The 12393-nt window shown below is 59.4% G+C and carries 11 protein-coding genes and 1 tRNA gene; all 12 read right to left on the minus strand.

What is annotated here, in order from left to right; genetic code table 11:
- Positions 1-95: 95 nt before the first annotated feature.
- The 12 genes from DW211_RS00750 to DW211_RS00805 all read right to left on the minus strand — a co-directional run bounded on the left by DW211_RS00750 (position 96) and on the right by DW211_RS00805 (position 12351).
- The gene (locus DW211_RS00750; protein ID WP_118258649.1) at positions 96-1001 is read right to left on the minus strand and encodes an adenine glycosylase; all 906 of its coding nucleotides are present in this window, start codon (positions 999-1001) and stop codon (positions 96-98) included.
- A 21-nt stretch (positions 1002-1022) separates the two neighbouring features.
- Positions 1023-1508 carry an Rrf2 family transcriptional regulator gene (locus DW211_RS00755; RefSeq protein ID WP_089573240.1) on the minus strand — a complete coding sequence of 162 codons (486 nt, stop codon included), beginning with the start codon at positions 1506-1508 and terminating at the stop codon, positions 1023-1025.
- Positions 1509-1867: 359 nt separating this feature from the next.
- Positions 1868-1945: transfer RNA gene (locus tag DW211_RS00760), tRNA-Asp, on the minus strand.
- Positions 1946-2353: 408 nt separating this feature from the next.
- On the minus strand, positions 2354-2821 hold the full coding sequence (locus DW211_RS00765; RefSeq protein WP_117564950.1) for a YfcE family phosphodiesterase: 468 nt from the start codon (positions 2819-2821) through the stop codon (positions 2354-2356).
- Positions 2822-2912: 91 nt separating this feature from the next.
- Positions 2913-3629 (minus strand): LytTR family DNA-binding domain-containing protein, encoded by a 717-nt coding sequence (locus tag DW211_RS00770; protein ID WP_006235156.1) that lies wholly within the window; start codon positions 3627-3629, stop codon positions 2913-2915.
- Between the two features lie 72 nt (positions 3630-3701).
- The gene (locus DW211_RS00775; RefSeq protein WP_118206611.1) at positions 3702-5045 is read right to left on the minus strand and encodes a histidine kinase; all 1344 of its coding nucleotides are present in this window, start codon (positions 5043-5045) and stop codon (positions 3702-3704) included.
- Positions 5042-6229, minus strand: a complete 1188-nt coding sequence (locus tag DW211_RS00780) for a glycosyltransferase (RefSeq protein ID WP_117648129.1) — start codon at positions 6227-6229, stop codon at positions 5042-5044. Before DW211_RS00780 ends, DW211_RS00775 begins: the two co-directional genes overlap by 4 nt.
- A gap of 171 nt (positions 6230-6400) precedes the next feature.
- Positions 6401-7660 carry an MFS transporter gene (locus tag DW211_RS00785; RefSeq protein WP_117736883.1) on the minus strand — a complete coding sequence of 420 codons (1260 nt, stop codon included), beginning with the start codon at positions 7658-7660 and terminating at the stop codon, positions 6401-6403.
- 101 nt (positions 7661-7761) lie between these two features.
- On the minus strand, positions 7762-8706 hold the full coding sequence (locus tag DW211_RS00790; protein WP_118258651.1) for a zinc dependent phospholipase C family protein: 945 nt from the start codon (positions 8704-8706) through the stop codon (positions 7762-7764).
- 92 nt (positions 8707-8798) lie between these two features.
- Positions 8799-9533 carry a LytTR family DNA-binding domain-containing protein gene (locus tag DW211_RS00795; protein WP_117774318.1) on the minus strand — a complete coding sequence of 245 codons (735 nt, stop codon included), beginning with the start codon at positions 9531-9533 and terminating at the stop codon, positions 8799-8801.
- Positions 9534-9570: 37 nt separating this feature from the next.
- The gene (locus DW211_RS00800) at positions 9571-10956 is read right to left on the minus strand and encodes a sensor histidine kinase (protein WP_233540909.1); all 1386 of its coding nucleotides are present in this window, start codon (positions 10954-10956) and stop codon (positions 9571-9573) included.
- A gap of 117 nt (positions 10957-11073) precedes the next feature.
- Positions 11074-12351: an amidohydrolase family protein gene (locus DW211_RS00805; RefSeq protein WP_117862637.1), complete on the minus strand. Its 1278-nt coding sequence runs from the start codon at positions 12349-12351 to the stop codon at positions 11074-11076.
- Between the last annotated feature and the right edge of the window lie 42 nt (positions 12352-12393).

The raw sequence follows: 12393 nt of genomic DNA on the forward strand, positions 1-12393 counted from the left end.
GCATGCCGCCCGTAGGCTTCGAGCGGCCTCGTCTTTAGGATGCCCTCATGTCGGAAATCTAAACCTTACAATCCTGTTCTTCAGATTTGCACGGGCTAGATGCTCAGCCAGCGATCGCCCTCGGCTCGGCAAAAGCCCTCACGCTCCAGGTCGGCCAGAATGCCCGCGACAAGCTCGCGCTCGACCGGTCCACGCCCAGCCGCCGCTTCCATCTCGTTAACGCCCACCACGGCATCAGCAAGCGTAATCCCCGCCGGCTGGCCATCGCGCGCTGCCAGCAACATGCGCACGATATGCGCGCGTTTTTGGCGACGTGAGCCCTCAAACTTTGATTGACGGCTATAGCCCGCCGAGCGCCTGGACGGATTGGGCAACGTCTTTTTTAGATATGCGCCGTAATCTAGCAACGCGTAATACCACGCGCGCGGCGTATCGGCATCATCGAGCGGCGCGGCAAAGGGAGCGATCTCGTCGGTCGCCGCACCGGGGGCCGCCGGACAGGCCGCCTGAATCAGCGGCACCAGCTCGCGATCGGGAACAGCCGGTACATCGGGAAAGAAGTGATGCAGAAAGACCGTGCGCACGTTGGTCTCCAGATACACGCCCGGAAGATCAAACGCAAACGACCGGATACCTTGCGCCGTTGCCGGTCCAATACCAGGCAGAGCGACCAAGTCGCACGTCTCGTGCGGAAACTCCCCGCCCCAATCCTCTACGACCCGTTGAGCGGCCCCGTGAAGCGCCAGAGCGCGTCGGTTGTAGCCCATGCCCTGCCAAGCGTCCAAAACATCGGAAGGCGCGGCCTGGGCAAGCGCCTGCACGGTCGGAAAGCGATCGAGCCACGCCGGCATACGCGTCTCCACGCGCGGCACCTGTGTTTGCTGCAGCATGACCTCAGAAAGCCAAATGATGTACGGATCGCGCGTGCGGCGCCACGGAAGGTCGCGATAACGCAGGACCCCTTCCGAACGAATCATCGAACGAAAGGGGTCCTGAATCATAGCAATACTCCTTATGCGGCGCTATTCCTCCCGGCAAGCGTACGCGCAGGCAGCGTACTCGGGAAACGCATCGCGATCGGCGAACTTGGGATCGACGGCCGGGAACTGGCGGTGAGCGACGATATCGCCCAGCGAAACGGAATCGAGGTAGTCGCGCATCAACGCCTGGGCTCCGGCCCACAGGGGATGATAGCAGCACGTGCCCATGCGCGCACAGTCACCATCGGGCGCGGTGCAATCGTTCATAACCATAGGACCCTGAACAGCCTCGACGACCTGGCGGATAGTGACGTCGTCCGGACTGACCTTGAGACGCATGCCACCGTGGACGCCACGCAAGCTCTCCACAATACCGGCCTGGACCAAACCGTGCTGAATCGAGCGGGCAAACGAATACGGGACATTGACCTCTTCGGCAGCGGTGCGAACAGAAAGCAAACGCTCCGGATCCTCGGCAAGCATCGCCAGCATACGAAGGGCGTAATCAGTCTTCCTCGATATGTCCATGTTTCCCCTTTCAAGGAATACGAACAGCTCGAACGAGCTCCGGGGCCGAGCTTGTGTCGAGACGCTAAATGACCGCTAGGACATCCAAATGGTAAATCGGATATCCACTGAGTGCCGCGCTTGGAGCGAAATGCATCGGATGCGGCCTACAGTGCAATTTAGTATAACCTAACCCCCTGTCTCGTTGAACAGGTGTTGCGCAACAAAGCTGTTGTTCAGACAGATATACTTATTAGATTTTACTTGCGTTCCAGAAGGCGCGAGGATTCTGGGCGAAGATGCACCAGGGCGATCGTTCTATCGAAACAAAGTGCATCAAACGCAAAAAGCCACGTCCGAAGACGTGGCTTAAATTGCGTTGGCGGGAAGTACGGGGCTCGAACCCGCGACCTCCGACGTGACAGGCCGGCGCTCTAACCAAACTGAGCTAACTCCCCAGGCAGACGTTCGCGTTTGTTTCCGCTCGCGTGCGCTGCGGGGATTAGTATACACAGAAGTCTGTCCGGCGCGCAACAACTTTTTTGAAAAAATTTTTGGGGCCATCCGGGAGGGTCTCCGGGGCTGGGGGCGGGGGTTAAGTTTGCTGCTCTACAGTCCTGCGCAAGACGGAAAGCACATTAAGTGCTTTCCTTTGCGTGCGGAACTCGCGACAAACTTAACCCCCGCCCCCAGCCCCGGAGACCCTCCCTGCCGTCACTTTGTTCGAGTCGTTGTTGTTCCTCGCCGCTTCGCGGCTCGGCGGCCCCGTTCTCCGCGGCGGGGTTTGTCTAAGGATCTTGCTGAAGCTCTGCCTTTGGCTCAAATGATAACGGGGGACGCATCTGCATCCCCCGTTTTTGTTGCGGTTAGTCCAAGTCAATAAACTTGGTACTTATGACATGGCCGTCTTTGACGAGCATTCTGGCCATGGTGGGGCCTCGGGTGCCTCTGGGGTAGCTGGCGCTGCCCGGGTTGAGGACTAAGCAGCGGCCCACCTGGGCTTCTTTGGTTACGTGGGTGTGGCCGTTGATGGCTACGTCTACGGATCCCACGGGCAGGTCTTCGCGGTAGTGGGCTACAGCGAATTTGAGGCCTTCGTAGGTAAAGAGGGCCAGACGGTCAACATCCGGGCCGTAGTCGCGGTAGTAGTCGTTGTTGCCTAGGACCGCTCGCACGGGGGCGATGGTGCATAGATGCTCGTAATCCATCTCTGACGTGAGGTCTCCGGCGTGGATGATCAGGTCTGCGCCCTCAAGCTCATCCAAAAGCGCAGGCGATAAATAGCCGTGGGTGTCCGAGATGATGTCGATGCGCTTGGCGCTTGCACTGTTCATGGGATCCCTTCTGCAAAACCGATTCGACGTATATACAAAAAGCCCCACGGCTCCGCAGACAATTGGTCTACAGGGCTGCGGGGCCAGTGTGCTAGAGGCTCAGGGCCTTCTTGAGCGGCACAACGCGGCGGCGCGAAACCGGCACGCGTTCGTCGACGCCCGTAATGCCCAGTTGGATGGCGCCCGAGGGCACCGTCTCAACGTCCGTGACGCACGCTAGGTTGACGATATAGCGGCGGTGAACACGGAAGAAGCCAAAGTCGCAGAGCTTGGCCTCAAACTGCGCCAGCGAGGTCGTCGACAAAAAGCGATCATCGACGGTATAGATGCAGGAGTAATCGTCCTTGGCCATGATAAAGCGAATGTCGTCCACGGGAATGAGCACCTTGCGGCCGCCCTTTTCCACCGGGATACGCTCGATGGTCACCTTGCTGTCCGTAACCGGCTTGGCGCGTTGCATGACCTTCTCGATCGCGCGATCCAAGCGAGCTTCCTCGACCGGCTTCATCAGATAATCGACGGCATCCACGTCGAATGCCTCGACCGCATGGTCGCTATACGCAGTCACAAACACGATCGCCGGCGGATTTTTGAGCTTATGCAGCGCCTCGGCAAGTTGCAGGCCCGAGGCACCGGGCATCGAGATATCGAGAAACACGACATCCACGCGACTTTCCATAAGCATCTCGATGGCGGAGCGGACGCTCGACGCCTCCGTGATCGTGCCGATCTTGCCCGTTTGCTCGAGCAGGAAGCGAAGCTCCGAGCGAGCCGGCGCCTCATCATCCACAATCATCGCACGCAGCATAGGGATAAAACCTTTCGTCAACTAACTACGCCGGGCGTCCGTCGCATGACGTTGAGCCCGTAGCTTTTTATTTTACTCTTGAATGTCAAAGATGCTCTCTGACAAATCAAGATGAAGGAGCACTTTGGTGCCCTTGCCCGGCGCCGATTCGACACGCGTATAGGAGTGCGGCCCAAAAAAGCGATGGATGCGCTCCGAAATATTGTGCATGGCCACACCGGCGCCGCCACCCTGGGGAGAGCTGGCGTCGGGACGGGCAGAGCGCTCGTCAAACAGTCTGGCGGCGGTACCCTCATCCATGCCCACGCCATTATCGGCCACAGCAATCAAGATTGCATCCTCGCCGTCTTGGTGAACGGTCACGTCGATCCTCAGGGCGTCGTCATCGCCCATACCATGACGCACGGCGTTCTCGACAATCGGCTGGATCACGAACGCCGGCACCAGCGTATCTTCCACGTCCTCGGACACATCGAACGTCGCAAGCACGCGGTCCTCGCCAAAGCGGGCCTTCTCAAAGGTAAGGTAGCGCTTGGTCTGTGCGACCTCGCGCGAGACCGGAATAAGCGATCCCGAGTTGTCGAGCGTGGCGCGATAGAACGATGAGAACTCACGAAGCAATTCACGGGCCCGCAGCGGGTCGGTGCGCGTAAACGATGCAATGGTGTTCAGCGTGTTGAACAGGAAGTGCGGGTTAATCTGCGCCTGCAGCGCACGCACCTCGGCGCGCGCTGTGAGTTCCTTTTGCACCTCGAGCTCGTGGATGGCGAGCTGCGTGGACAAGATCTCGGCAAAGCCCGAGGCAAGCGCGTACTGGGTACGGTCGACGGCGCGCGGGGTCTTGTAGTAGAACTTGAGCGTGCCAACGGTACGATCGCCCACCTTGATGGGGGCGATAATGCCGGCGGGGACTTGGTTGTGCGAGCCGTCCGAGCCCACGACATCCACCATACGGTTGAACGACTGCACGATGCCATGTTCGATAACGTAGCGTGTGGCAAGCGTGTGGATGGGAGAATCTGGCAGTAGTTTTTCCTCAAACTCGCCCGCGCAGGCAAGCACGTTGTCCTCATCGGTGATGGCCACCGTCATGGCGCGCGTCTCGGGCAAAATGCGCTGGCACACCAAACGCGCCGACTCCTGCGTCAGACCGCCCTTAATGTCCTCGAGCATGGCCGAGGCCACCGAGAGCGTCTCCTCGGTGTACTGGGAGCGCACCGAATCGGGATTGAGCGTCAAAAAGATAAAGATGCACAGAAAGATGCACAGCAGTGCGCAGGCGACCACGGTCGCGATCGGCTCGATTCCAGTCGCCAGGGCAAAAATAAAGTACACCAGCACGCAAATGGCGCAGGCAACGGCAATGATGCGAAAGATTGATATTGAACTATCGCGCTGGGCGCGGCGGTCGATCATTCGGCCCCCTCCAGGATACTGATCAGTTGTGCGTCACGCCAAAGCCCGTCCATGATCTTGGGCCAAAAACTCTGGAAACGCAGGTAGCTTGCAGCGTTTTGGCGCGCATAGGCTTTTGCCTCGTCGATACCATGGCGCCAGATGCGCAGGTAGCCCTCATGCTCGCGGGTAAACACGCTGCGGACCATAGCGGTCTTGCGCACGCGGTCGTCGAGCTCGCGCGAAATCCACGGGCCCGGGTAGGGCATGAGCGATGCTGCCGTAACGGGAATGAGCTCCTTTTGATGCGCGGCGAATGTCAACTTGGCCCGTTCGTAGTACCAACGGTAGACATCCTGCATAAAGCGCGGTGAGCGCTTTTCGGACTCCGGAGGCAGATGGCGCACGGTCCACTCGTTATCGAACCACACGTCGTAGCCAAACATGCGCATGTTAAAGAGGTAATCCAAGTCCTCGCCGCGGGTGATAAACGGGTCAAAGGCCACACGCGTAAAGGCGCGGGCGTGCAGGGCCATCAGGCCGCCGCACACGTAGTTGGAGCGCGAGATGCGGGTGCCCGAGAGCGCCTTTTTCATCCAACGGTTGAACTCGATGCGCTTGGTCCACCAACGATGGCAGATGCCCGCCTTGTCCGTGGGAGCCAACGGCGAGCCGTCGCGATCGTAGAAATAGCCGCTCTTGACCAAGATCGGCAAGCCCTGACGCGTCTGCTGCCCCAACGCATAGGTCGCGCGCTTCATAAAGTCGGCGTCGATGACAGCCTCATCGTCATCCAAAAAGATAACCGCGTCATGCCCCAGCACCGCAGCGCAGGCCAGCCCCATGTTGCGGATGGCACCGTAACCTCGCAGGCTCACGCACTCGCCCGAACCCTTGGGCGCGATCTGAGCAACCCGGTCTGCGATGCGCGAGGCCTGGGTGTTGGTGACAACGGTGACCTTGAGCGTGGGATGCGCGTCGACAATCTCGTGCACGCGCAGCGACACATCGGCTGTGGCAGAAACGGGACAGACCACCAAAAGGATGATGCGCGGGATGTCACGTACCTGCTCAAGCGAGGCCAGGCAGCGGTCGAGTTCGGGATTGTCGGCGTTGAGTCGTGTCGAATGGTCATAGGTGCCAGGGGCGTTTGCGCGAGCGTCATCGCCCGCCCAATACGTTGGAATCACGACCGTGGCGTTCATGCCTTACCCTCCCTGCAACACAAAAACGGGACGCCGCCAAACACAGGCGACGCCCCGCGACCTAGCTGATTCCATCATACCCACTTGGGCAAATCATTGCTCGCAAGTCGCAATGTTTATTGCGGATAACCCCAAAAGAGTACCGTGGACAGGCACAATAGCCGCTCACTCCTATGCGGCATGCTCTGCCGCCCGAGTCATGCGGGACAGGCGGACCAGCAGCATAAAGCCAACGACCAGCAGCACACCAATGGAAAGGACGCCCAGCGACGGGTTGCCGGTCAGCGAGGTGACGACCGACACCAGGAAGGTGCCCATAACACTTGCATAGCGGCCAAAGATATCAAAGAAGCCGTAGTACTCGTTGGACTTTTCCTTGGGAATAATGCGGCCAAAGTAGCTGCGGCTGAGCGCCTGCACGCCGCCCTGGAACAGGCCGACCATAATGGCAAGCACCCAAAACTCAAAGGCGGTCTTTAGGAAGAACGCGGCGAACAGCACAATGCCCATATAGGCGGCGACTGCCACCAAGATCATGTTGAGCGTGCCCACGCGGCCGGCGAGCTTGCCGTAGATGATGGCGGACGGAAAGGCCACGAACTGCGTGACGAGCAGCGCCAGGACCAACTGGGTCGAATCGATGCCCAAGGCCGATCCGTAGCTGGTTGCCATGGAAATGACCGTGTGCACACCGTCGATATAGAAGAAGAACGCGATCATGTAGACCAGCACGGTCTTGTTGTGGGCGATCTCGCGCATGGTGTGTCCGACCTCGGAGAACACGCCGCCCACGATGTGGCCGATAGTGTCCTCGGGACCGCGCTCGCGACCGTACTTCTGCTTATAGGTGCGAATGAGCGGCAGGGTAAAGATGAGCCACCAGGCACCAGTGATGATAAACGACAGACGCGTTGCCAGCATGGTGGGGACACCAAGAGCGGGACCACCCATGATAAGCGCCAGGCAGATGATGAACGGCACAGTGGAACCGATGTAGCCCCAGGCATAGCCCGAGCTGGACACGACGTCCATGCGCTCGTCGGTGGTAATGTCGGGCAGCATAGCGTCGTAGAACGTCATAGAAGAGTTGAGGCCGATGGTGCACAGCACGTACACAGTCAAAAATGCCATGGCGGACATTGGGATAGCCTGCGCCAGGCAAAGAACCAGGCCCGTGAGGAAGAAGCCCAAGAAGAACTTGATCTTGTTGCCGGCGTAATCGGCAAGCGCGCCCAGAATGGGCATGAGCATGGCAATGACCAGCGAGGCAATCGTCTGAGCGTTGCCCCAAGCGACCACCAGGTCTGCCGAGGAAGCACCGGTATTGATGGCGTTAAAGTAGATGGGCACCACCGAGGTATTGAGCAGCACGAGGGCCGAGTTTCCCACATCGTACATGACCCAGTTACGCTCGAGCTTGGTGTATTTCATGGACAGGGACCCTTCGTATTCGCCCGATATGCAGTTAGTTCATCGTACCCCAATTGTCCAGAAGCGCCGGTAAGGATTCGGCAAAGGGACAGGCACGGACCCTATTCCTCGCGGTCGAACTCCTCGTCGGCGCCGAGCACGCGGCCGCTGTAGTTGACGTGACCGGTCACGGCCTCCATGTCGCCTGTTTCGATGAATCGAGCGACCGTGCACTCGTAATCGAGCAGCGCGCGGTCAAAGACCTCGGGGAAGCTCTCGGTCGAGACTTCATCGGTAAAGGGGTTCTTCCATGCCAAGTGGCCCAGGTTGCCGGTACGCTCGGGCAGCTCGGTCGTCACGCGGTGCGCAAGGCCGTCGAGCAGCGAATAATCGTGCACCAAGCCCTCAACCAGCGAGATCGCGCGCGTCTTTACGGAGCCGGCCGGCTCAATCGCGCGGTAAAGTCGCTGCATATTGGCAACGGCAGCACCGTACTCCCCCGCCGGAATGTCAATGCCGTACACGCGTCCGGCAACATAGCTCATCAGCACGCCGGCCACGCGATTGATGCGATCGGTGGTGACGATCTCGCCCGCCGGCGGGTAATCGTCAACCGTAGCGCCATCGCGTTTAAGCTGCAGCATCAGTACATCCAGGTCGCTCTCGATCACGGCATGGACCTGACTGCTCGAATCCTCAAGCTCTGAATCGGACTCCACGATGCCAAACTGTTGCTCATAGACAAAGGGGTGAGCGTTGCGGTCGAGCACGTAATGAGACAGCAGGCCCAGCGCAAAGGCACGACCCAAGCTGGCGTCGCGCGGCAGCAGGTGCGACACGCCATCGCGCAGGCACGCGAACTGGCGAGACATGCGCGAGCGATGCATGACCTGCGCCAGCAGCGTACAGTCGGAAACACGCGGTGTCAGAATGTGAAAGAAAAACGGGTCGGGACCTTGGTTGCCCAAGATAAAGGCAATGCGCTCTTCATCGGACGTGATGACGCCCTGCGGAAGACGGTCGATGCTTTCCTCGCCAAACAGATGATGGGTGATAAGCGCGGGCATAATGATCCTTTCCATTTCATTCGATGCCACCCATTATGCCCACCGCGCGCCCATGCCAAACCTGCGATGGTAAACGACGGCACGCAAGCCTCTTACGCAAGCCCCAGGTGCGACTTGACCTCGGCGGCACGACGACGGGACACCGGTACCGTCGAGCTCACGCGGTCGAGCCTGAGCTCCATCAACCCCGTGGAGCCAATCTCAACATTGTGCACGTCTTCCAAATTGACCAGATAGCTGCGATGAACGCGAATAAAGCCCTCGGAGCTCAAGCGACGCTCGAGCGAAGAGATCGACTCATTGATCAGGTACGTTCCCTCGGCGCAGATGGCGTTGCAAAAATCGGCGCGCGCCTCAAAGTAGCAGACGTCTGCGGCGGGAATGAACACCTTTTTGCCCCCGCGGTCCACCGTCAGACGCAAAGGCTGGCGCGGAGCGTGGATAACACGACGGGCACCCAAGGCTGCCTCGATCTTGTCGAGTGCCTTTGACAGGCGTGCGTCCTCGACCGGCTTGACGACATAGTCGACCGCATCAAGGTTATACGCATCGGCGGCAAACTCGGCAAACGCCGTCACAAACACAACCACCGGCGGCGTCTTTAGGTTCTGCAGCGTCTCGGCAAGCTCAATTCCCGAGCGGCCGGGCATCGTGATGTCCAAAAACAGCACGTCAGGTTTGTTCGACAGAATCGACTCCACGGCTTCGGTGACATTGCCCGCCTCGGCAATCTGGCCCACACGCGCATCTTTTTCCAACAGATAGCGTAGCTCAGCCCTAATAGGAGGCTCATCGTCAACTACCAAGATGTTCCAGCCTTCGGACATATGCGCTTCCCCTCTTTTTTCTCAATCCAACCGCGTGCTACACCGTCAACGGCGCCGGTTCATGCGGCTCGCCGTTCAATTCAACGATGACCTGTGTTCCCACGCCTTCCTGGGACTTCACGCGCATGCCGGAATCTTCTCCGTAAAAGAAATGGATGCGCTGAAGCACGTTGAAGAGCGCCAGGCCGCAACCTCGCTTGATGGATCCGTCGGCGGTAATGCTCTCGGGCTCCTCTCGGCGATGCTGCTCAAACAGATGCGCGCAGACTTCTTCGCTCATACCGATGCCGTCATCTTCGACGATGATCTCCAAGCCGTCATCGGTCTCAAAAGCCCTAACACGAATAGAAAGCGGCTCGGTCTCGCGCTGCGCATGCTTGATGCAGTTTTCGAGCAGCGGCTGCAAGATAAACGGCGGCACCAGGCTGTCGCGCACCTCAAAGTCGATATCGACCGAAACGCGCAGACGGCCGTCGCCATATCGGGCCTGCATAAGGTTGATGTAACGAGTGCCCTGTTCCACCTCGTGCTCGAGCGTTGTGAGGGTATCGGAATCGGACAGTGTCTGACGGTAGTAATTGGAAAAGTCGATGAGCAGCGACCTGGCCTTGTCCGGCTCGGTACGCACGAGCGACACGATGGTGCTGATGGTGTTAAACAGAAAATGAGGATCGACCTGCGATTGCAAGGCGCGCAGCTCCACGCGAGCTGTAAGCTCGTCCTGGCGCTCGAGCTCAAAGCTCGCAAGCTGCGTGGAAATGAGGTCGGCAAAGCCCGAGGCAAGCGCCGTCTGGCGCATATCGATGCTGCTCAGACGGGGATAATACAGCTCGAGCGTGCCCACGCAATGCCCGCGCACGGTGAGCGGTGCGACGATACCGGCGCGCAGGCGCGGAAAGTAGCCACCCGTCTCAGTCGAGGCATCGCGCGAAAATACGCTTTGCTCACCGCTGTTGATCACGTTGAGCGTAGTCCGCAGCACAACCGGAGTGCCCGCGGGGCATTTTGCCGAGTCCTCGCCCCAGCTCGCCAGCACCTGCTTGCCGTCGGTAAAGCAGATGGCCGAGGCAATGGTCTCGTAAAGGATGATTTTGGAAGCGCCCAGGGCCGCTTCGGGCGTAAGGCCTCGCGACGTATAGGCGAATATTTTCGATGCGATGGCGAGTGTGCGGTCGGTAGCGCTCGACGTGAGGTCGTCGGGAACGACAAAGACGTACGAGAAGAAGAAGCACAGCATGACCAAGCCGGCAATGACGACAACGCCCGGGACGGGGTTGGGATTATCGGTCAAATCCCAGATAAGCAACAGGATAAGCGCCGGAACGACAACACCGAGCAGGATGGCCTGGACCACATGCTGGGCCGTACGAAAGACCTTGGTAGAGTTGTAGCTCTTGCCCAGAATCAGCCTGTTTAAATCCACCGTCATCCCCTTTTATCTACCGCACCCATAGCAATAAAGAGGGCCGCAAGCGACCCTCCCCATTGCATTATGCAATCAAAAACTGTGTTTTACATCCAGCCATCGACAAACGGTATCTTAGGCGCTGTATTTGTTGGCCTCGCCAAAGGTGCCAGCCTCGACGATCCAGCCGTCCTTCATGATGACGTCCATGTTGTCGGTGTTGAGCACGTGAATGTCAGCGGCGACGTCACCGTTGACGACCAGCAGGTCGGCGCACTTGCCGGCCTCGATGGAACCGGTCTCGTCCTCGATGTGGCACATCTTGGCACCGTTGAGGGTGGCGCAGGTGATGGTCTCGACCGGGGTGAAGCCGATCTTGTCGACGAACTCGTACATCTCCTCGATGGAGCAGGTGCCGTACGGGGTGACGAAGGAGAAGGAGTCGGAGCCGATCGTCATGACGACGCCACGCTTCTTGGCCTCGCGCAGGCAGTCGTAGTTGCGCTGCAGCTCCTTCTCGACCAGGGTGCCCTCGTACTTGTCGTGCAGCTCGGGGACGTAGACGGGCGGATAGGTGGCGTACCAGGTGGGCAGGAAGGCGATCGTCGGGGTGAAGAAGGTACCCTGCTCGGCCATGAGGTCCATGGTGCGCTCATCGATATCGAAGCCGTGAATCAGCTGCTCGCAGCCAAAGCGGACGGAATCGTAGGCAGCGGCGTGGTTGTTGTAGCAGTGGCTCCACACGGGGATGCCGACCAACTTGGCCTCTTCGATCACGGCCTGGATCTCCTCGGAGCAGTAGTGCTGGTCGCGGCCGGAGTCCCAGCGCCAGATGCCGCCACCGGTAGCCCAGATCTTGATGGCATCGGGGTTCTCGCGCAGGCGACGACGGACGGCCTTACGCAGATCCCAAGGACCGTCGACCTGGTCGCCCCAGGGGTGCGATTCCTTGTTGAGCTCCTGGCTGCAGTGATGAGAATCACCGTGGCCGGCAACGCGGCAGAAGCCGAGGCCGGTGGCCAGAACGCGCGGGCCCTTGAAGACGCCCTTGTCGATGCAGTCGCGGATCTGGATACCAAAGCGGCCGATCTCGCAGACGGTGGTGAGACCGTGGGTGAGGCAGTCGTAGGCCTGCTTGACGGCGACGGCCTGCTTCTCGAGGAGCGGCTGCATGACCCAGTCGGTGTCATCGTCGGTCAGGTTGCCCGAGAAGTGCAGGTGGGTGTCGATCAGGCCGGGAAGGACGGTCTTGCCGGCGGCGTCGATAACCTCAACGCCCTCGGGAAGGTCCTGCATGACACCGGCGTACTCGATCTTGCCATTGTCGTCGACGAGAACGAGGGAGTTCTCGACCGGCTCGGCACCGGTACCGTCGATGAGCTTGCCGCCAACGATTGCATACTTAGTGGACATGGTTCCTCCTTATGGATCCATATAGTGGGCGAGGCCGCGTTG

The sequence above is a fragment of the Collinsella sp. AM18-10 genome (assembly GCF_003471585.1).
Classification (GTDB): domain Bacteria; phylum Actinomycetota; class Coriobacteriia; order Coriobacteriales; family Coriobacteriaceae; genus Collinsella.